This window comes from Paenarthrobacter sp. C1, assembly GCF_049315185.1.
GTDB classification, from domain to species: Bacteria; Actinomycetota; Actinomycetes; order Actinomycetales; family Micrococcaceae; genus Arthrobacter; species Arthrobacter nicotinovorans.
Genome location: NZ_CP186052.1, coordinates 2,679,418 through 2,699,332 on the forward strand (window position 1 = coordinate 2,679,418; position 19,915 = coordinate 2,699,332).

General features: G+C 64.8%; 17 protein-coding genes. 10 read left to right on the forward strand and 7 right to left on the reverse strand.

Annotated elements, in window-relative coordinates:
• Nucleotides 1-3: 3 nt before the first annotated feature.
• The 6 genes from ACNAOU_RS12545 to ACNAOU_RS12570 all read right to left on the reverse strand — a co-directional run bounded on the left by ACNAOU_RS12545 (nt 4) and on the right by ACNAOU_RS12570 (nt 8,149).
• Nucleotides 4-174 carry a hypothetical protein gene (locus ACNAOU_RS12545; RefSeq protein ID WP_166651669.1) on the reverse strand — a complete coding sequence of 57 codons (171 nt, stop codon included), beginning with the start codon at nt 172-174 and terminating at the stop codon, nt 4-6.
• A 10-nt stretch (nt 175-184) separates the two neighbouring features.
• A complete protein-coding gene (locus tag ACNAOU_RS12550; RefSeq protein WP_422757054.1) occupies nt 185-1,042 on the reverse strand; it encodes a hypothetical protein in 858 nt (285 codons plus the stop codon).
• A 112-nt stretch (nt 1,043-1,154) separates the two neighbouring features.
• Nucleotides 1,155-2,246: an endonuclease NucS gene (locus ACNAOU_RS12555; protein ID WP_133830687.1), complete on the reverse strand. Its 1,092-nt coding sequence runs from the start codon at nt 2,244-2,246 to the stop codon at nt 1,155-1,157.
• Nucleotides 2,236-3,450, reverse strand: coding sequence for a GIY-YIG nuclease family protein (locus ACNAOU_RS12560; protein ID WP_133830688.1), 1,215 nt, complete (start codon nt 3,448-3,450; stop codon nt 2,236-2,238). The genes ACNAOU_RS12555 and ACNAOU_RS12560 overlap by 11 nt, the downstream gene beginning before the upstream one ends.
• Nucleotides 3,447-5,432 (reverse strand): DEAD/DEAH box helicase, encoded by a 1,986-nt coding sequence (locus ACNAOU_RS12565; RefSeq protein WP_284975293.1) that lies wholly within the window; start codon nt 5,430-5,432, stop codon nt 3,447-3,449. The genes ACNAOU_RS12560 and ACNAOU_RS12565 overlap by 4 nt, the downstream gene beginning before the upstream one ends.
• Nucleotides 5,429-8,149 (reverse strand): DNA methyltransferase, encoded by a 2,721-nt coding sequence (locus ACNAOU_RS12570; RefSeq protein WP_208294358.1) that lies wholly within the window; start codon nt 8,147-8,149, stop codon nt 5,429-5,431. The genes ACNAOU_RS12565 and ACNAOU_RS12570 overlap by 4 nt, the downstream gene beginning before the upstream one ends.
• A 354-nt stretch (nt 8,150-8,503) precedes the next feature.
• Here ACNAOU_RS12570 and ACNAOU_RS12575 point away from each other — a divergent pair, with 354 nt between their 5' ends.
• On the forward strand, nt 8,504-9,676 hold the full coding sequence (locus ACNAOU_RS12575) for a hypothetical protein (protein WP_056387362.1): 1,173 nt from the start codon (nt 8,504-8,506) through the stop codon (nt 9,674-9,676).
• Here the strand turns inward: ACNAOU_RS12575 and ACNAOU_RS12580 are convergent.
• Nucleotides 9,657-10,148 (reverse strand): helix-turn-helix domain-containing protein, encoded by a 492-nt coding sequence (locus ACNAOU_RS12580; RefSeq protein ID WP_133830691.1) that lies wholly within the window; start codon nt 10,146-10,148, stop codon nt 9,657-9,659. The two genes, ACNAOU_RS12575 and ACNAOU_RS12580, sit on opposite strands and share 20 nt — an antisense overlap.
• A 442-nt stretch (nt 10,149-10,590) precedes the next feature.
• On the opposite strand from ACNAOU_RS12580, the gene ACNAOU_RS12585 reads away from it, so the two are divergent.
• The 9 genes from ACNAOU_RS12585 to ACNAOU_RS12625 all read left to right on the forward strand — a co-directional run bounded on the left by ACNAOU_RS12585 (nt 10,591) and on the right by ACNAOU_RS12625 (nt 19,840).
• The gene (locus ACNAOU_RS12585; RefSeq protein WP_056387364.1) at nt 10,591-10,974 is read left to right on the forward strand and encodes a hypothetical protein; all 384 of its coding nucleotides are present in this window, start codon (nt 10,591-10,593) and stop codon (nt 10,972-10,974) included.
• Nucleotides 10,975-11,147: 173 nt separating this feature from the next.
• The gene (locus tag ACNAOU_RS12590; protein WP_133830692.1) at nt 11,148-12,449 is read left to right on the forward strand and encodes a hypothetical protein; all 1,302 of its coding nucleotides are present in this window, start codon (nt 11,148-11,150) and stop codon (nt 12,447-12,449) included.
• 58 nt (nt 12,450-12,507) lie between these two features.
• Nucleotides 12,508-14,799, forward strand: coding sequence for a phage tail tip lysozyme (locus ACNAOU_RS12595; protein ID WP_133830693.1), 2,292 nt, complete (start codon nt 12,508-12,510; stop codon nt 14,797-14,799).
• 163 nt (nt 14,800-14,962) lie between these two features.
• Complete coding sequence (locus ACNAOU_RS12600; protein WP_284975292.1) at nt 14,963-15,907, forward strand: hypothetical protein; 945 nt, start codon at nt 14,963-14,965, stop codon at nt 15,905-15,907.
• Nucleotides 15,907-16,629, forward strand: a complete 723-nt coding sequence (locus ACNAOU_RS12605; protein WP_284975291.1) for a hypothetical protein — start codon at nt 15,907-15,909, stop codon at nt 16,627-16,629. The genes ACNAOU_RS12600 and ACNAOU_RS12605 overlap by 1 nt, the downstream gene beginning before the upstream one ends.
• A gap of 73 nt (nt 16,630-16,702) precedes the next feature.
• Entirely contained in the window at nt 16,703-17,509 is an 807-nt protein-coding gene (locus tag ACNAOU_RS12610; protein ID WP_133830696.1) for a hypothetical protein, read from the forward strand.
• Complete coding sequence (locus ACNAOU_RS12615) at nt 17,506-18,291, forward strand: hypothetical protein (protein ID WP_422757055.1); 786 nt, start codon at nt 17,506-17,508, stop codon at nt 18,289-18,291. Before ACNAOU_RS12610 ends, ACNAOU_RS12615 begins: the two co-directional genes overlap by 4 nt.
• Nucleotides 18,288-18,824, forward strand: a complete 537-nt coding sequence (locus tag ACNAOU_RS12620) for a hypothetical protein (protein WP_133830698.1) — start codon at nt 18,288-18,290, stop codon at nt 18,822-18,824. Before ACNAOU_RS12615 ends, ACNAOU_RS12620 begins: the two co-directional genes overlap by 4 nt.
• Nucleotides 18,824-19,840, forward strand: coding sequence for a hypothetical protein (locus ACNAOU_RS12625; protein ID WP_133830699.1), 1,017 nt, complete (start codon nt 18,824-18,826; stop codon nt 19,838-19,840). The genes ACNAOU_RS12620 and ACNAOU_RS12625 overlap by 1 nt, the downstream gene beginning before the upstream one ends.
• Nucleotides 19,841-19,915: the final 75 nt, after the last annotated feature.

Here is a 19,915-nt window from a genome sequence, read left to right on the forward strand (position 1 = left end):
CGCTCAGCTCTCGTCGAACGGCAGGCGGACGACCTCATCGCCCGGGTCTTCCGGACCTGCTGGCGGAGCCGCGCTCGGGTGGTCCTGGTACAACTCGTCCGAGGCGCTCTGGTCGTAGGTATCGGAGAGGCCTGCACCATTGGTCCCGAGGACCTGCTCCCAGTTGAATCCCATACACACGACTTTATCGGCCGGTGTCGAACTCGCGAAGGATCGCCTCGACGCGCGCGGTCAGTTCATCGGCGCGCTTGAGGATCTGCTCTTCCTCCTCGCGCGACATCTGCCGCCTGGGGCTGGCCGGCATCGCAGCTGCAGCAGGCACCGGCGCAGGTGCGGGCTCCGGACTGTCGAGCAGCAGGGCTGCGGCACTGATGACCGCCGACAGCGAGGATGGGTGCATGGAGCGGTAGGCATCGATCCATCCCCAGCGGTCCACGGCTGGCAGCATGCCGACGCAGAGGTGCCAGTCCGGATTGGGGTCCGGCCGCAGGTGCCGGTGCGCGGGGCCGTCTTCGTCGCGGCGGTTCCCCAGGGCGCGGACGGAGCCGTGCGACCACCCGCTGTTGGTGCCGATCACATCGAGCCACGACCAGGTGGCGCATGCCGGACAGGCATCCGGTTCCGGGGCGACACCGATCTGCCCGCGCACCCGGTGCATTCCGTCCGGCCGCAGTCCCAGCGCAGCTGACCTGTCCAGTCCGAGGCCTCCGTGGGTGCGACGTGCCAGCAGCACCGCCGCGAACAGCATCCGCCGCAGCCGCAGCCGGAAAACCCAGTGGGTGTCCGGGTGCTGGATGATCGCCGTTGCGCGCCGGATCAACCGCTGCAGGGAATCAGGGTCGTCCCGGTGCCCGCGCGGCCAGGCCGGGGCGACGGGATCTATGGGAGCCAGCCGCCGGCGCAGAGCCGCGAGCACAGCCTGGGACGGCTGCGCCTGCTGCGAGAAACACGAGAGCGATACCTCGTCGATCTTATGGGTGGGCACGCCCGTGACGGAGCACCAGTCGGTCCAGAGATCGGGAAGCGCCGTCGTCATCCTCACGATTCTCCCATCGTGGCTTGGTTCGACACGAGCGTCGCCTCAGGCGAGGGTTAGGCCTGCTACTCGCGACCGCTCTTGTCCGCATAACTCTCGATGGGCCATCCGCCGATGCTCAGCCATCAAGCCCGAAAGCAGCGGTCACGTGCTCGATCGTGAACTGGTTTCGCAGCCTTGTAGCCGTATTCTGGTTGGCGAAAAGACCCGTTTTCCGCACGGCCTGCGCTTGTGGAACGGCCCGTATCCATTCGACCGGAACAACCCATTCAGCATTGTCGTCGTTCTCATCGCCCTCGTGGCGATAATTCCCGGAGAGGTCGAGTTCATGCAGCTGTCGATCGGCCCCGTTCACGAGAAGCGTGCTTTGGTCGTATCGCTGGGCTTCGCCGGCGACGGTACCAACTCCTACATACCCAATCTTGGGAATGTAGGCGAAGACTCTGGCACCAATCGGCAGATTCTTGAGCGTCTGAGAGTATCTCTTGCCGCCGCCGCCCGAGACGAAACCGTACTTCATGCCGTCGACCCATTGCCGGCCTGTTGGCTCTTCACCAAATGAGACGTACCAGTCAGACCCGTTCCAAGGCTCACGTGTCTTATTCTTCCGCGAGATCGCGGAAATGGACGACTTGGCTTGTTCGCTCTGATCGACCAGCCAGCTGCGGGCAAGGTACGAAGATCCGTTGTCCTGAAAATGTCTGAAGAAGACGACGTTGATCGGAACATCGAAGTCTTCATTGAGGAACCGCACGATGCGCTCGGTAGCGTTGTCAACGCTGGCGGCAACGATTGTAAATTCTTGTGCAGTGTTGACCTCTTCCGGAAGAGTGTCGCCGAAACGATCGGCAAACGCTTCTTCAAGAGCAAGGCCTGGACGGTAGGTGGCGAAGATATTGTCGATATCGCTTCGGCCAAGGGTTGCTGCCCACGAGCCATAATCGAGGGTTTGAGCGGCAACATCGCGTGGAGTTTTGTCGCGTTTGAGTTCGATTACGTGCAGCGACGCCGTTTCGTCCAGCGCGAGCAGATCTACGAATCCCCCATGTGCCGTCGGAACCTGCCGGCCAATGACGAGAAGCGGCTCGCCAAGCACTGACGGGTCAGACTCGATGTAGCCCTCCAACTGGGATTCCAAGCCGATTGATACCGGCACGATCCGGCTGAGTTGGCCGCCCTCTGCCCGCCACAAGCCCATCTCAACCGCCATTGGTCATTCCCTTTTGTCGTTCGACGAGTTCCTTGAGCTGGGCGTCGTAGACATAGTCGGTGATCTCGCCGGACATAATCATCGCAACGGCCTTGTTAATGATCTCCAGCGGCACCACGAACCACTCCGAGGGGTCGTAATCGCGTCCCTTCCGGTCGACCTGCGTCAGATCCAGACGCACCTCGGCAAACACTCGGTGCAAGAGATGCTCCAGCCACGATGCACGCACGTTGAAGAGCTGGTAGTCCGCCAGCACCTTCACGGGTGCCATCAGGTAGGTTGGCGAATGCGCCGCGTTCTTGATGCGGGTTTCGACCTTGGTGGTGGAGAAACCGATCTTGTGAAGGTCCTTCATTCCCGCGATCTGGGGGTCGTCGCTGAGCGACTGCAGCACGTAGATATGACCACTCTCCACGTCCGCGTCGAGGACCTCGTCCGCATCGTGGCCGGTCCGCGCCAGGACCTGGCCCTGCGCCTCGTACATACGGGTCATGAGGCTCTGCCTGTACATCGCCGACTCCGTGCCGTTCTCGAAGACGACGCGCAGGCGCTGCTTCTGCCTCGGCCTACCACCAACGATCAGGTCGACGTCCTCGCCGACCTCTGCAACAAAACACATGACGCCGCTCAGCACGAAGAACACACCCTCGCGGATGAGATCCATGCCAGTGAAGGGCATCAGCTTGTACGTGCCCTGGGCCAGCTCGGCGTGCTTCGTTTTGAACAGCGGCTCGAACAGGTCGAAGTCCTCGGACTTCACCCGCTGGGCAACCGAGTCCGGAGCCTCGGGACGCTTGATCACGGGCAGATCCGACACGTCGAGGATGCCGGAGTCGTCGCCGAGCAGATCGTCCAGGTCATCACTCTCAAAAAGATCGTCCAGCGACTCAGGAGCTGCCTCTATTGCCAGCAGCTCGAACTCCGTGTCGAGGTGTTTGAGCGCTGCGATCTTCTCGTCGTTGGCGAGGATACCTTCGAGCCGGGCCCCAAGCTTCCGCTCGGCGACCTCTCGGGTCGCCGAGCTAGGCAGACGCCCGTGCGTCCGGCGGAACTCCACAATTTCCAGAAACGCCCGCTCGAGCCGGTCGGACGAGGTGATCTTCTTGGGTTTCTCGGGCGCGTCGAGGAGCCCGTCGAGGTCGTTGTCGATGAGGTCCTGCAGGGAGGACGGTGCTGCTTCGAGGACGTCGTCGTAATCGCTCATTCGCTCTCCACCATCTCAGTCGCGCGCTTCTGTGCTTCAAGCTTCTGCTTGGCCCGCTGGAGCCACAGCAGTGCGTCTGCATACCGCTTCTCAGTCGGGTCCTCGGCCCTCGGGTCCGGTTTCCGATCGTTGACCTTAATCCAGTTCTTGATCCGGGGAACGAGGGCCAGCGCCTCTTCCTCGGTGAACTCGACTCGGGTGGCAGTGATCTGGTCCTGGATGATCCGCAGCACCGAAGTCGTCACCGACCTCGAGATGACCTCGAACGCTCGCTGGAACGGGTTAACCGAATCGATGAGGTTGATGTTTAGCTCGTCGATGTTGACGAACTTCTCCGCCATCTTGATGAACCGCTTGTCCCCTACAGTGCGCACTTCGCCGTTCTTGATCACCGAGTCCACGACGACCTGTTGCCGCACCTCTTCCACCTGCGCCTCTGTGAGGTCCGGGTACTTCTCGCGGATGATTTTCGGAATCAGCACCTTGTTGGTCGTCTCCGCGTCCACTGAGCCGGCGGCGGCCCGCGCGAAGGTGTCGTCCTGGAGGATCGTCGCCTTCAGGTCGTTCAGATCAGTCTCCACGATCTGCTTCACGCGCGCGCTCGATGGCTCCTTGAAGCCCTTGATCTTCAGCTGCCCCGGCACCGCGGAATCGTCGCCGTCGAACTTCTTCGTCTTGAAGGTGAAGTTCTGCGCGAGGACCTGCTCCATGAGGAGCGATGCTGTGATGGCCTTGAGCATGTTGTTGACCGAGACCTTCACTTCGCCCTGTGAGGCGTCGGGCTCGGCGATGAGGTTCGTGAACTGGGCGTGGGATTTGCCTGGGCTGTCGCGGGTGACCCGGCCGATGATCTGGATGACCTCGGTCAGAGAGGCCCGGTACCCGACGGTGAGGGCGTGCTCGGCAAACGGCCAGTCAAAGCCTTCTTTGGCCATGCCCAGCGCAATGATGATGTCGACCGCGTCGCGGTTTTTGGAGGCTGTATGAGCCAGGTAGTGGAGGGTGTCGCCGCGTTTCTTTTGGTCAGTGTCGTCGACGAGGTCCGCGACGCGGACAATGATTCCAGTGTCCTGCCGGCGCACGCTGATGATGCCGGTGTCAGGGTCGGTCTCCTCGACGTGCCCGATGACATCGATAATGCGACCGATCTCTTCGAGCTTGTCCTTCGTAGATTCACCCGAGTTGACATTCGGGATGTGCACGATGGTTTTCTTGTCGAGGTCGAGCACTTCGCCGATCGCGTCGGTGTAGCGGCCCTGGTAGAAGTGGTGGCCGATGCCGAGCGAGTGCAGGTGCTCGTATCCGTTGAGCTGGTCGTAGTAGTTGAAGGTGACCGGCGTGAACTTGGCCTCGTCCTCCGGCGAGAGCACCGGGACGGAGTCCCCGCGGAAGTAGGAGCCCGTCATCGCGACGATGTGGACGTCACTCCCGTTCATCACGTCGCGCAGGAGCGCGCCGAGGCGGCTCGACTCGATGTCCGCAGAGACGTGGTGGAACTCGTCGATCGCGAGAACCGTGCCGTTGAACGACTCCGGTGCCAGCCTCTCGAACGCGAAGCGGAGTGTCGCGTGGGTGCACACGAGCGTTGCATCGGGCCCTTCGAGGAAGCTGATGAACGCGTCGACCTTGCCCGCTGAAGAGCCGGCATCACAGAGGTTGTGCTCCGGCTTGATCTCCCAGTCTGCGAAGAAGCCGAATTTGGACAGTTCCGTCGAGGCGAAGGACGCGCCAATTGAGCGCTCCGGGACGGCCACGATGACCTTCTTACGTCCCTGGTTGTACAGCTTGTCGAGGGCAACGAACATCAGCGCACGGGATTTCCCGGACGCTGGCGGGGCCTTGACGAGGAGGTGTTGTGCGTCACGCTTCGCGAAGACCCGCTGCTGCATGTCGCGCATACCCAGCACGTCCGTGTTCACCGAAGCTTTCGTTTGTGCATAGGTGACGTCAACGATGTTTATGGGCTTCTTGATCGCGTTCACTTCGCGGTCCTCCGGGTCTTCTTCACTGGGGCCCTTGCGGCCTCGGCGTTTGTCATCTCCTCATACATAGCAAAGAGGTCAGACAGTCTTTGCTCATCGGTCTCGTATCCGCGCTTGGAGTAGATCGAATCGACCAGCGAGTCCACCTCGGCGTGAGCTTGTCGCAGGTCACCCGGCATTTTGTCAGGGTCGTAGAGCTCCGCGAGAGTCTGCTCACAGTGGTACTCCCTCACGTCGAGCACCCGGAGTGCAGCGGCGGTGAGTTTCTCCGTTGTCGCATCTGACAGTGGCGGTATGGGGAAGTTGTTATAGACGATGGTGTTTGAATACCGATAGTCAGTCTTCATGCGGCCCCCGACAGCCCGGGTCCACGACATGTGCATTGCCGATGTCAAGAGTGAAAACAGCCATGGTTCAGCGTCGTAAACTGCGAACGCAAGATTTGAAACGACTGTGTCTTTGTCTAGGTAGCCTATGGGAACATACGCTCGACGCACGGATGAAACACTCGGCACGACAATAGAATCGGTGAGCTTGTATGCGCGTTGAAGAAAACGGTGCGGCTGTGCTGCAAACTTCTTGGAGATACTGCTAGCCTTCTCTGCCTCCCGTGCCTTTTGCACGAGTGCCATACGTTCGTGAATATATTGAATGTTATGCGCTTCTTGGACTTCATCGTCGCGGATCCAGAGGCAGTAACGCTCGTCACCGTTGATGAATTCCGAAGCGCCTATGTACTTCTTAACAAAAGTTGCAGCTTCGGGGGCCATCGAGAGCAACCTGCCACGGTCTGCCTGGTTCAAGATGAGGTGGCCGCCGTCGGTTGGTTTCGACCCAAACACCATCGGCGGAAGAGATCCTGAAATCGGCTTCGTTCGACGTCCGACGATGACGCTTGGCGCGTCAGCTAGGTAGCCGTTGATGTTTTTGGCTGAGATCTGGAGATCGTCTGCAAATATGTACTTCTGAGCTGATGTCTCGTTTCGCAAGCTGATCACTGCGACGGTCACACCGGCGTTCCGTTTGGCATTGTTCTCCCATTTGAACGAGGTGTATGCGAAGCCTATCTCAATCCCCATATTGAAGATCGTAGGAAATAAAAGGCTGACGTGTTCGCCCTGCGCGACTGAGTTCGTTGTGACGAATGCAAGTTGAGCACGAGTTTTGTTGATGTAGTCGGAGCCTTTCATGAACCAGAGAGATATGTAGTCAAGGTTTTTCGAGAATGGTCGACTTCCAAAAACGTATGAAAAATCTGCCTTTTGTTCAGGCGATTGCATACTTGAGCCAACATATGGTGGGTTGCCGATCAGGTAGATCTCACCGTCGTCGTTCGGGCAGATCGCGTTCCAGTCGACGCGCGTCGCATTGCCCTGCTTGATCTGGCCGGTTTCCTTGAGTGGGATCAGCGGGATCGAGACGTTGAACTTCTCCTTGAACTCCGTGTTCATCTGGTGCTTGGCGATCCACAGGGAAAGAATGGCGACCTCAACCGCGAAGTCGTCGATCTCGATCCCGTAGAAGTTCTCGATGTTGATTCTGGACTCGGCGAATAGCACTTGGTGCTTGTCGTCCAGCTCGGCAAGGCGTTCGAGGACAGCGTGCTCGAGCTTTCGCAGCTCTTTATAGGCGATGATCAGGAAGTTGCCGGAGCCACACGCGGGATCGAAGACTTTGATGGCGCTGATCCGGTCGAGCAGCGCTTCAAGCTTCTTGACGGAGTCGAAGCTCTCGTCGAGATCGTCTTTCAACGCGTTCAGAAAGAGCGGCTCGATCGTCTTGAGGATGTTCGGAACCGAGGTGTAGTGCTGACCGAGGTCGCTGCGTTTGCCCGGTGTGACGATCGCCTGGAACATCGAGCCGAAGATGTCCGGGTTGATCTCGCGCCAGATGAGCTTGCCGGCATTGATGAGCTCTTCTCGCGCCTGTTTGGTGAACATGGGCACCACGTGGTGCTCAGACATCGTGAACAGCCGGCCGTTGACGTAGGGGAACGCCGCGAGGTGTTTGGGCCTGCCGGACGCCTCTGCGGTGTCGAGCGCCGTGAACAGGTCTGTGAGGAAGTCCGCGGTGTCCGAGCCGTCGTCCAGCGTGTGAGACCCTACGGCGTTGGTGAACTGGTTCTCGGCAAAGATCCCGGTGTCCTCGGCGAAGTAGCAGAACAGCAGACGAGTGAAGAACAGGTTAAGCGCGTGGCGTCCACGTGGTTGCTTAAGAAGATCAGGGTTCGCGCGGAGCAGTTCATCAAACAGCTTGCCCATGCGCTCGGCAGCCTTGACGTCTGCATGCGTTTCGGCGACGTACTGCGCCTTCTCCATTCCGGCCCAGGGCAGGAAGAAGGTGAAGTGCTGATCGATGTCCCTGATCGGGAATCCGATCGTCTCGCCGGTCTGGGTGTCCGTGGCGACGAGCTCGACGTAGTCGGTGACGATCACGAAGCGCGTGCTGTAGCGCACGACGTCCGGGGACGTCTTCAGTTCTTCCAGCACTTCCAGCGTGTCGCCAGATGTCTCCTTGAAGTAGACAACCTTCTTCTGCGCGACCTCACCCCCTTGGTCAGCTGCGACGTTCAGATCGCCGTTGCGCAGGCGAGTGACGCTGCTCTGAGGCTTTCCGTAGGCGAGCAGGAGATCGAAGATGAACTCGCGGTCGTACGTCTCACGGCCGGCGAGTGGTGCGACGCGCTCTTCGATGGCTTTCAGATTTAGCTTCGCCACGTACGAATTCCTTGTGCGCATGCAATACCGTCAATGGTCGCTGGGCGCTTGGTACTCATGCGCCTGTCCTCGACTCCGACTGAATTACCGTCTGCGTAAGACCATGGTTCACGCACGTTGCTACTCCTTACATGGCAGGGCGGGACACACTGCCCCTCGTGATCTTATCCGGGACCTGGCCGCTGCTGATTTCCCCTCACCGCGTCACGCGAAGGCAGTCCTTCTCCATGCCCCGATAAGCGCACTTACCAGAGACCCGGTTCGAAGCCGCCCCGTCGATCGCGGGTATGGGGAATCGCCACTGACAGACCATTGCGACTTGGATTCTCCGGCCAGTGAGTCGAGACTGGAGTCATGGCAGTACAGGTGAGGCTCGCAGCGCTCAGCGCTCCCACCGTCCCACCTGAACCGGAGGTGGACGACGAGCTGCGCGAGCTCGAAGAAATTTCGCGGTCTTTGGAAGGACACACGCTGTCTGCTGCCACCCGGCGCGCCTATGCCACGGCGTGGCGTGCCTTTGATGACTTCTGTACCGGCCACGGGCTGGAGGCGCTGCCTGCGCATCCGGAGACCGTGCGCTGGTACGTCGCCTGGATGTCCACGCAGCTCGATGACGACGGGCTCCCCCGGTTCTCCGTCGCGACGATCCGCCAGCGCCTGGCCGGTATCGGCGAGAGGCACCTCCGCGGCGGGCTTCTGGATCCCACGGCCCACCGCGGCGTGGTGGATCTCGTGCGCGGGCTGGCCAAGCTGCGGGCCACCAGGCCCCGGCGCAAGCGCCCTCTGCTTCTGGACGACGTGGTCCGGATCATCGCGGTGATGGAGCACGACACATATCCGGCAGGCGTGTCAGCCACCAGGGACGCCCTGGCGGTGTGGCTCGGGTTCGCAGGGGCCCTGCGCAGGAGCGAGGCGGCGGCCCTGACGCTGAACCGGCTCGAGCTGCACCCGGTCGATGGTGTCCACGTTCATGTGGGGGCCTCGAAGGCCGACCCGGAGAACGCGCTGCCGGACGTGGTCGTGCTGCCGTTCGGGAGCTCGCCGGCATCCTGTCCCCCGTGTGCGGTGCACCGTTGGGTCGTGCTGCTCGGGCTCGCCCGGCAGGACGACGCGCGCACACGGCGTCGCGGGATCATGCAGCAGCTGTTCTCGTACGGTCTCGAGGAGCACGTCTGCGGAGCCGCCGGCTCGACGGCGCTCATCAGCAGCGCCGACCTGGCCTCGGGCGCGCCCCTGCTCCGGGCAACGTACCGCAACAGGAAGGACGCCCGGATCCATGCACGGGCGGTGAGCGGCGACGCGCTGCACACGATGCTGCTCTCGCGCATGGTCGAGGCGGGGATGAACCCTGCTGCCTACGGCTTCCACTCGCTGCGGGCCGGGCACGTCACCCAGGCGCGGCGCAACGGTGCGAGCACGGAGGAGATCATGCGCGCCGGCCGGTGGAGCCGGGCAGCGACGGTAGACGTTTACGACCGCGAGTTCAATCCTGCGGCACGCAACAGCGTCATGCGTCTGGGGTTGTAGACCCCTCGATGCCGGGGGCAACCCGGTGCCCGTGCTGGTCGTCCTCCTCGACCGGGACGCGGGCGTCGATGCTTTCCATGAGGCGGAAGTCGACGACACCTTTGAGTTGAGCGCCGCCGCCGAGCACTTGAATGGCCTTGGAGAGCCGCAGCACCTCCAGCCTGTTCTTCTCCCACTCGCGCTGGGCCGCTGCCAGGTCGGCGAGGTACTGCTGCAGCTGGGCCTCGCTCTCTGCCTCCGGATCCTCGGCGACCAGGATCGCCAGGGGGACGTCCAGGGCCTTGGAGGCGGCGACCGCCTCGTCCAGGCGGACGGCGCGGATTTGCTGCTCTATCCGGGTCACCGCCGAAGGGTCGACGTTCGTTCCAAGGATCTCGGCAATCCTGCGGGCCAGCTCAGCCTGGCTGATGCCCAGGCGTTCCCTCTCCTGTCGCAGTCGGCGGGCGAAGAGGTCTCCGGGCAAGGCGTTCATCTGGTTTGGGCTCCTGGTCGGGTACATGGGCGCGAAGGGCTCAGCAAGAAGCGTATGCCGAGCCGTGCCGGAGCCGCACACCGCGCGCCCCGTCATGTGAAATCTACACGTTTTTGAGCAGAACGTCAGTCCTCCCGCCGACACCTCGTTTGCGCTGGTCTTCGAGCACATTCTGGACTCGTATCCGACTCGTCACTGATACGACTATGACTGATGACTCGAATGATGTAGATTGGTCACTGAAGATGTGCACGTATACGAGTCCCTAGAGAGGGGTCGGCCGCATGATTGCAGGCATGTCGTCCCGCTCAACGGGGAGTCACGTCGCATCGGGAGAGACCATTGATAGGGCGCTGTGCTCTATCTAGGCGAATCGGTTGTGCCAGTCGCCTCGTGACACATGTCATGCAAGCGACCATTCGATAGGCGAGAGGAAAGAACCATGACGAAGATTTACGAGGCGGCACTCGAGCGGGTCGCCCTGCCCACCGCGGCCTGGGACCTGACGAGCTTCCTGGAGAACGCGAAGTCCCAGATCCAGCTCTGGGGCGGGCTGCTGCTCATGCTCCTGGGTGCGGTCGGACTGGTCTGGGGCGGCGTGCTCCTGATCAAGAAGCTGATGGCCACCCCGCAGTCCGCGGGCCAGCAGCAGGGCTGGGGCACCATCGCCCTGCTCATCCTGGTCGGCGGCGCGCTCGGCACCGGTGGGTGGTCGCTGATCAACACCATCGGCTCCGGCGGCCAGAAGACCCTCGAGGACCTCGGCGGCGGCTCTGTCCTCGTGCAGACGGTCAGCCACGTACTGACCAGCGGCGTCCTGGGCTAAGCCCGGCGCGGCAGGAATCAACGGCCGGGCACACAAAGCGTCGACGGACCGCACCGGGTCGGTTGAGGTCACCAGGCCTCAACCGGCCCGGTGCGTCGTTTCCGGGGTCGGACGACGGGCGCTGACGACGAGCAGGACAGGCAGAGCAAGGAACAGGACGAACGGGAACGGACATGGGGATCAAGGACAAGGCGCTGGCCTTCGGCAAGCGGTTCAAGCTCGACTCGCACCACGCAATCGAGCGCTTCGGGGTGTTCTTCGGCATCTTCGCTGTGATGGGGCTGGTCGTGGTGGCCGGCTCGGGTGCCGCCGCCTTCAAGGCGGGCAGCGACGCGGTGTCGCACACCGCGCTCTACAACACCGAGTTCACCTCCTCGAAGACCCAGCTCAAGGGCACGGTCGACGGGGTCTACACCAATCACACCGGCAACAGGGCACTGGTCATGATGCACTTCCCCGCCAGCGCGGCGATCTCGTACAACGCGGCGGACTACCAGGCCTTCCTGCTGGGCACCAACGACAAGCTGCAGACCGAGAAGGTCAGTACCAGCGGAATCAGGGGCACCTTCCACGTTTTCGGCTCGACCGGTTACGTCGGGGTCCTCCTGGACGCGGACCGGCCCTTCGACCGGCAGGTGCTCAACCTGACCGTCCGCGCGAACGCCGAGCTGACCTACGACGAGCGGCAGCAGAGCAGGGATGACCAGGTCGTGGGCGACTCGAGCTTCAAGAAGTACGACCAGTGGCGCGTGATCATCAACCCGGGTGCGTCGGGCACCACCGACATCCCGGCCCTGGACGCGGCCAGCTTCGACCCGGCCCGGGCCTATTACGACGTCGTGCTGAAGACCCAGGAGCAGCAGACGCGGGACAAGCTCGACCAGAAGCTGCTCGCGATGCGCACGAGCCTGAAGCAGGTCGAGTCGTACACCTCCGACCTGGCGACCACCAAGGTCGATGGGCTCTTCCTCCGTCCGCCGGCCGTTCCGACCTCCATCGCAGGTGATCAGGTGGCTGGTGTCTCGGCGGCCGAGGCCAAGGACGGGAAAGCGACGCTGGAGCTGAAGACGGGCCATGTCGTGCCCGGCGGATTCGACTTCAACTGGCGCGCGGGCAACGTCTATGCCGGCTACCTCGACACGCTCGTGCCCGCCGGTAAGGGCTATGTGCAGTTCCTCGCCGACAAGCGCGCCGAGGGCAGCGACAGCACGAGCCAGCAGGTCTCGGACATGAAGTGGGTCCTCTCCGACGGCACCGACCTGAAGAAGGACTACCGGTCCTCCGATGTGACGATGCGCCCGCTCACGAACGTGATGAACAACCTCTCTCAGGCCTACCAGGACTACGGCAAGGCCAAGTCGGAGTACCAGTCCGGGCTTCTGCTCGAGCTGCTCGGCCTGGACGTGAAGCTGCGCGATGTGCAGTCCAACAGCACTGCGAACTCGGCCGGGGACTTCCTGACCGTCTATCACTGAGCGCGCTCCACGGAGCGGGCAGTCACCACCCAGGCATCGAGCCGGAAAGGACAAGCTTATGGCCATCGACCAGCCGACGCGGCGGGATGACCCGGCCCGGCGCGCTGCATCGCCCCGCGGGGACCGCAGGTCCGCCGACGGGGGTGCGAAGGAGGAGTCGCAGCCACCTCGTCGTGAGGGGTCCGGCGTACGCCGCGCCGGGCCCCGTACCGGAGCGGCCTCCGCTCCTTCCCCGTCCGGGGATGCAGCCAAGGGTCTGCCGAAAACCCCGGGGGCCTCCCCCGCGCCGCAGCCCGTGGACCCGACGCCTGCGGGCCGCGGGTCGAAGCACCTGGGAGCCGCACCGGCCCCGGACGCAGCGGCTGCCGCTGGCAAGGCCACAGGTGCGGCCGACACAGCCAGCAAGACCAGCAAGGCCGCCAAGGCTGCCAAGAGCCTCGACGGTGTCGCCGCCGGGGCGGCCGGGGGAGCTGCCCGCAAGGCGGTCGAGGGTGACGGCAGCAGCGCGGTCCGCCGCGGTGCCGGCCGGTACGCGGGAGCGGCTGCCTCGGGAGCTGTCGCCGGGGCGCAGGCCGGAGCCGCCGCCGGTGGTGTCGGCGCGCTGCCCGGGGCAGCGGTCGGCGCTGCCAAGAATGTGGGCCTGGAGACCGGCAAGGATGTTGTCGACGGTGCGTCCAAGGTCACCGGCGGAGGTCCGGACGCCGAGCCTGCCGACAAGCGGCTCGGTGCCGGGGGCACCGGCTACGAGCGGACCTCGCAGAAGGAGAAGGACGGCCAGCTGCTGTCCAAGACCGCCAGGGGTGTCGCCGTCGGCGGCACCGCGGCGGCCGCTCCCCCGGCTGCGGGGCTTCTCATGGTCATGGCCTTCCTGAAGTGGCTCAAGACCATGTTCTTCGCGATGCTCGCGATGGCCGCCAACGCGGCCAGCATGATCTGGGGTTTCATCCTTGGGATCGCCAAGGCGGTCGGGCACACGATCGCCGCACCGTTCATCGCACTGGGCGGGCTGGTCGGCAAGGCGGCAGGAGCCGTGTTCGGGGTCACCGTGACGGCCACCGTCGCCCCGGTGGCCACGGCCGCATCCGGGGTGGCTGCGACCGTTGCCGCGGTGGCTGTGCTCAGCACGGTCCTCACGGGTGTGCTCGACCAGGCCGGCCTCGATGGCGGCCGCGGCTCGACCATGACCAACTGCATCGTCAATGTCAGCCGCAACGGCCCCGGCGCTGACGTCCCGGCGAACACCGAGGCGAACGCCCGGGCGGTCTACTCCGTGCTGAAGACCTGGGGTATGCCCGAGGAGAACATCGCGGGCATCCTGGGCAACTGGTCGCAGGAGTCGGGCGTGGACCCCACCAGCGTGGAGGGCATCTACAACGAGCCCTACCAGATCGGCCCGCGCAAGCAGACCGCCTGGGACGGGAACTTCACCCACATCCCCGGCCAGTCGCACGGCGGCATCGGTCTGGGCCAGTGGTCGAACGGGCGCACCACGATGCTCCTGGATTATGCCAAGTCCAAGAACCTGGACTGGTACACCATCAAGGCCCAGCTGGCATTCATGGCGGAGGGCGACAGCCCGGGGGACGTGGCCGTGTTCAAGGACATGATCAAGACCTCGCAGGGCTCTCCCTCTGCTGCTGCACTGCACTTCCACGACAAGTGGGAGCGCTCGGCCGACAACGCTTCACAGCTGCAGCAGCGTAAGGCCGACGCCGAGATGTGGTTCGGCAAGATGAGCGGCTGGACCGTCGACACCTCGGTCGTGGGCGGGGTTCAGGACATCGTGGGCGGCATTGTCGACACGGTCGGCAGCGGGATCCGCTCCGTCTTCGGCAACTGCGACAGCGACACCAAGGTGCGCCCGGGCAGCCTCGTCGACGGCGGCATGAACGAGGAGCAGGCCCGGCAGCTGATCGACCTGTACAACCAGGAGGGCGACAAGTTCCTGGACGACAAGTACGGCGCTAGCGGACCGGGCTCCTGCGGCGACAACCACGCCATGAACTGCGTGTCGTTCTCGGTCTACTTCATGAACAAGTACACCTCGTTCCAGCAGTACCCGCCGGGCGACGGCATCCAGACAGCCCACGCGATCGCGTCCATGACGGGCAAGCAGGTCTCGAGTACGCCGACGGCGTACTCGGTCGGTTCCGGGCCGGGTACGGGGTCCGCGGGCCACACCCTCGTGGTGCTGGGCGTGCAGGGCGACAAGGTCATCCTCGGTGAGGCCGGCTACTGCGCGTTCATGGGCCGGGTTCGCGTTGACAGTGCGGAGCGGATGAAGTCCGAGGGGTGGGTGTTCGTCGACGTCACGGACCTCATCACCACGGGCGGCAACCTGCCGGCGTAGCCGGCGGAAGCAGGGCCGGTGTCCGGACGATCCGGGCACCGGCCCTTTCTGCGTCCCGATCCGTGCGCAGTGACCTGTCGAATGGGGCAGACTCGTTATTGAATGACCATTACAGATAGACTTGGAGTCATATATGAGGACAACGCGAGAAAGGGCGGGCATCGTGACGAGTGCGGACGATGATGCGCGTGGCAGGGCCGGGGACACGGTCAAGGACGAGGACGGCGCGCCGAAGAAGCTGAAGGCCCCCGCCACCCGCAGGCGGGTCAGCGGGGTCGAACTCGAGGCCCGCTTCGAGGGCTGGCGCTCCGAGCGGCGCGGAGAGCGGCAGGCACGCACTCCGGAGGAGTCGGCGCGGCGGACGCGCCTGGTTTTGAGCGCCGCAATGGGCGTGGCGATCCTCGGGCTCGCGGCGGCCGCGGGAGTGAGCGGCAAGGGATTCGAGGTGGAGCACGCGGCAAACGCCGACCGGATCTCCGCGCTCCAGGTCCAGATCGAGGATGCCAGGAGCACTCCGGTCGCCCCGGATCTGCCCGGAAAGATGACGCGGCTGATGGAGGCAGCCGCAAAGGACGCCCAGAAGGTCGCGGAGGCCCAGCAGCGCTTCGCTCAGCTGCACCACGAGGCGGCGACACAGCCCAATGCGGGCAACGGTACGCCGAACGCGGCGACACTGCAGATCGCCGAGCACCGCCGGACGCTGGCACCCCTGTTCAGCCCGCGCTCGTTCCTGGCCGACGAGAAGGGGGCCTACTCCCGGACCTCTGTGACGCCGTTCGACCCGAGCACGCAGATCGACCCGCGGTTCCCCTGGTACGTGCGCTACGAGGGTTTGAAGGCTTCCTCGCCTGGAGCGTACGCCTGGTCGGTCGAGTCGGTAATGCCGGACCTCGCCACCCAGGACGCCACGGGCACCACGCGCACGGCGCGGGTGATCTGGCTGTGCCGGGACACCGCGGGTGGACAGGTGCTGGCGTGGGCGAACGCGGCCTACTCCTACGACGGGAAGGCCGGGACTTTCGCGGATCTCAAGGTCGTGGTGACCGCCGCCGGCGCGGAGCACCAGCAGGGCGCATCGACGACGGGTAACGGAAGCGGAGAGGGCTGATGATGCAGGAGCAGCAGATTGACGGCACGGACGAAACGGCAGCGCCGGAACCGGGCTTCATGCGGCGCAACGCCCTGGTGGTCGGGGTCGCGGTACTGCTGGTTACCGCCGTGACGGTGACCGGCCTGACATGGGGGTCCCAGCGCAGTGCACTGGATCAGCAGCAGCAGACGATCACGGGCCTTCAGGGCCAGCTTGCCTCGGTCGGGACCGCGAAGTCCGAGCAGGTCGAGCAGGATGTCATGCAGTCGCTCGGCGTGAGCCAGAGCCGGATCCACGACGACACGCAGATCGTGGACCGCCTGGTGAAGACGGCATTCACCTGGGACTCCGGCCAGGCCTACGAGGCCGCTCGCCGGGACCTGAAAGAGCGCTACCACCTGTCCGAGGACGAGCAGTTCCTGAAGCAGTTCATGCCGCCGGCGCGCTTCAACGAAGACGCCGCGGGCAAGCGCTACTACTACATCGACACCCAAGGGCTGAACTCGGCGGTCAATGCCGACGCGGACCTCGAGGTCGTGAAGGTCACCGCGGACGAGTACACGTATGCCGTGCAGATCGAGGTGGCGGCTACCTCCGATGCGGTGTCCCAGAACAAGGTGGCACCGGACCGGGTCAAGTCGTACCGGACCGTGCTGGTGTACCTCACCGTCGACGCGCAAGGGAAGGTCTCTGGCCTGTCCGCCATTCCCGCTGGCGGTTCGACTCGTCATTCCAGATGATCCGACTCCCTTTCGACTCATCTTCTTGATAGAGTTGTACTGGTACTCGAGACGAAGAGCGAGTTGAGGGGCAATGGCATCGACAAAGATCGGCGAGTCGGGTGTGCAGGCTGACAAGCCTGTCCGCAAGACCCGCTTCGTGGCCGCGCCGGACGCCGGTGCGGCACCGGGCGACGCCGACCCCACTGGGGACGGAAATGTCCCGGGTGCGCTGATGAGCCGCCGGGCGGCCATCGGCGGGGTGTGCACGGGGGCAGCTGCGCTGCTCTGCTTCCTGGTCGGCGCAGGTCTCTCTGGTGGCGAGGCCACCGTCAGCCAAGACAAGGCTCAGCAAATCGTCTCCCTGCGCGAGCAGATCCGCACCGCCGCGGTGCGCACCGACGCCCTCCCGGAGGCCAAGGACGCTGACCGCGCCCTGGTCACGGCACAGGGAGCTGCGGAACAGATCGCCCGGTTGCAGAACGAGTACCGCTACCTGACACCCTCGGTGGCGGACTCGGGCGGGACGCTGGACCAGGCTGCCGCCGAGCCGACGCGCCGGAACCTCACCCCATACTTCGCCCCCGACGTCGGGCAGGCCACTCTCCAACCCTGGTACCTGCTGGCCTCCGACAAGGACGTCGCCGCGGGCAACGAGATTCCGATGAGCTTCGACTCCGGCTTCAAGTGGGTCGCCCAGCGCCCTTACTCGGTCGAGGTGGACGGCACGATCCGGGTCACCTGGTTGGCGGTGCAGACCCGCCCGGCGGCCGGGCAGGCCCCGGCGGTACTGGCCTGGGCCCGGGCTGACTACGACATGACCCGCAAGAGCTTCTCCGGGGTCCAGACCGGAACGACGACCACGGGCGAGGCCCTGCGGCAGGAGGTGAAGGCACCGTGATCGAGGACGTGAAGGACTGGGTGCGCGCGAGGGCCGGGAAGGTCCTGGTCTGCAGCACCGGAACGCTGCTGGCGCTGTCGCTGCTCTCTCTGGCCCCGGCGCTGCTGGCCGACGGTTCGGCGGACGCCGACGCCAAGGCCGACCAGCTCATCGTCCAGCTCCAGGGCAAGCAGGAGGACGCGCAGGCGGCACTTGAGACCAAGCATGCCCGGTTGCTGGCTGCCCTGCCGGGGATGGATGCCGAGCGGGCCGACCGGGACCGGGCCGCAGCGCGCTCGGTGCTGCTGAGCCTGACGGATTCTTCGGCCGCCTCGCGGACCGTCAAGGAGACGCAGGCCGCCCTCGACGCCCGGTACGGGTTTCTCGGGACCTCGTCCCGGACCCTCACCGAGTTCATCCCGGAGTGGATGGCAGCGACCGGTGCCGGAAAGGGCGCGGGGACGGCGTACCAGCTGGCCGACTTCGACGTCGACGTTGCCGCGGTGAAGGGCCTGGACTACTCCTACATCGGAGTGGCGCGCCTGGACCCGGTGTCCGCCGACGGCAAGTCCACGGCCAAAAGTGAGTACGTGGTCTTCACCTTCGCCACCGGACAGGACGGCACGGTCGCCGTTCGAAGCGTACCGGGCCTCGGGCCGGACGCGGGACCAGCTTGCCGCGCAGAGGCCACCTGCCTCTGCTTCACCGGCCGATACCGCCAGCCCCGGACCCAGCCACAGCGGCTGACCGGCGGGACACCCGCACAGACACGACACGACAACCACGAAGGACGAGACGAATGACGATCCAGACTCTGGACAAGACCGGCAGCGCGACCGAGCACGAAGCCCGCGTGGAGGCTGCCACTGCAGTCCCCGTCGAGAAGGCCCCGGTCAAGCCGAAGGCCGGGCGTGGCCCTTCGAAGCTGGCCGGCGCGCTGCGCCGCCTGGCCCCCGGGAAGGGCTCCGGCGGATCGCCGGTGCTGATCTGGGCGGTGTTCTTCCGCTCGGTCGTGCTCATCGCCGACTACGTGCTGGCCTCGATGACTGCGATGGTCGTGATCCCGATGCTCGGCGCGTGGCTGCACCGGCAGTCGGGCGCAGCAAGCGGCGACCTGACCATGGCCGGGACCGTCGCGATGTGGATCGCCCCGCTGCTGTTTGTGGTCCTGTTGCTGGCCGCCGCGGAGATCGCTGCGATGCGCGGGATGTGGCGCTGGTCCACCTGCCGGATCCAGGCTGTGCGCGACGCCCGCACCCCGGCGCTGGCCCCGGCCACCGCCGCCCCCAGGACCACCCGCCCGAGCAAGAAGACCAACCGGAAGAGGAGCAACTGATGCGCACTGCTGGACTGATGATGAACGACGTGTGGGCCGACCGGGCCCTGCGGGAGCGTGGCGTGCAGGCGCACCGCTACGACGGCCTCGATGCCCAGATCGGGGTGCTGGTCGACTCTGTCGAGCTCAAGCACCGCGGCAAGGAGGAGAACTACCGGCCCTACCTGCACGTCGTGGGCGAGCTGCGCTCGATCACTCCCGCCGAGCCGCTGCCGTACGGGATCACCCAGGTGACCTACTCGCACGGCCAGGGCGAGAAGGTCGACGCCTTCTACGAGTTCGACGACGAGCAGCTGGTCGCACTGGCGGCCAAGGGCTACTTCAGCCCTTCGTTCACCGTGCCCGACCAGCTCACGGGGATCGAGTGGGAGCTGCCCGCCAGGGTGGATGCCCTCGTGCTCACCCCGTCTGGGGACCAGGCCGATGCCCCCGTGGTCTTCATGAACGTGCACCGCATCGCCGATCTCGAGATCGACCTGGCCTCCACCGAGTACGACCTGGCGGCCTACTTCGCTGATCGCTCCAAGGATGGTCATGGTCCGGTTGAGTCCGTCGTCGACCAGCGGGGCCTGCGGGCCCGCTCCGACGCGATCAACTCGCTGTTCAGCGAGGACGAGCTCGACTTGGTCGCGCAGGCGGAGAACCTCCAGCGGCCGGAGGCGCAGCAGCCGGCTGCCGAGGGCGTCACCGCGCAGTTGCTGGCGGTCGAGGCCGAGATCACCGCGGAGCGCGAGCAGTATCAGGCTGAGCTGGAGCGCACTGAGGGCACGCCCGAGCACCTGTACCACCAGCGTGTGGCCCCGGCCCTGCACCTGGACGGACCGGAGGATACTGCCGCCCCTGCGGACGCGGAGCCGGATGCCGGCGCGACCCACGATCTGGACTTTGGTCTGGATGAGGAGGCCACCGGGCAGGAGGTGCCCGCGCCGACGCTCGAGGAGCGCAAGCGCGAGGCCTCCCGCCGCGCCGCCGACCTCGACTTCGGCGAGGAAGACGGGCACGGTCTGGGCCACTGAGGCCGAGGCGGGCAGAGCAGTCAGGACGGGCCCCGGTCGCTGGAGGACAGCGGCCGGGGTTCTGTGCATTCACAC

Coding starts and splice junctions, on each gene's coding strand:
- ACNAOU_RS12545 (WP_166651669.1), bottom strand. CDS start 174: ATGGGATTCAACTGGGAGCAGGTCCTCGGGACCAATGGTGCAGGCCTC.
- ACNAOU_RS12555 (WP_133830687.1), bottom strand. CDS start 2,246: ATGGCGGTTGAGATGGGCTTGTGGCGGGCAGAGGGCGGCCAACTCAGC.
- ACNAOU_RS12595 (WP_133830693.1), top strand. CDS start 12,508: ATGGCCATCGACCAGCCGACGCGGCGGGATGACCCGGCCCGGCGCGCT.
- ACNAOU_RS12585 (WP_056387364.1), top strand. CDS start 10,591: ATGACGAAGATTTACGAGGCGGCACTCGAGCGGGTCGCCCTGCCCACC.
- ACNAOU_RS12625 (WP_133830699.1), top strand. CDS start 18,824: ATGCGCACTGCTGGACTGATGATGAACGACGTGTGGGCCGACCGGGCC.
- ACNAOU_RS12610 (WP_133830696.1), top strand. CDS start 16,703: ATGGCATCGACAAAGATCGGCGAGTCGGGTGTGCAGGCTGACAAGCCT.
- ACNAOU_RS12575 (WP_056387362.1), top strand. CDS start 8,504: ATGGCAGTACAGGTGAGGCTCGCAGCGCTCAGCGCTCCCACCGTCCCA.
- ACNAOU_RS12590 (WP_133830692.1), top strand. CDS start 11,148: ATGGGGATCAAGGACAAGGCGCTGGCCTTCGGCAAGCGGTTCAAGCTC.
- ACNAOU_RS12620 (WP_133830698.1), top strand. CDS start 18,288: ATGACGATCCAGACTCTGGACAAGACCGGCAGCGCGACCGAGCACGAA.
- ACNAOU_RS12605 (WP_284975291.1), top strand. CDS start 15,907: ATGATGCAGGAGCAGCAGATTGACGGCACGGACGAAACGGCAGCGCCG.
- ACNAOU_RS12560 (WP_133830688.1), bottom strand. CDS start 3,450: ATGAGCGATTACGACGACGTCCTCGAAGCAGCACCGTCCTCCCTGCAG.
- ACNAOU_RS12580 (WP_133830691.1), bottom strand. CDS start 10,148: ATGAACGCCTTGCCCGGAGACCTCTTCGCCCGCCGACTGCGACAGGAG.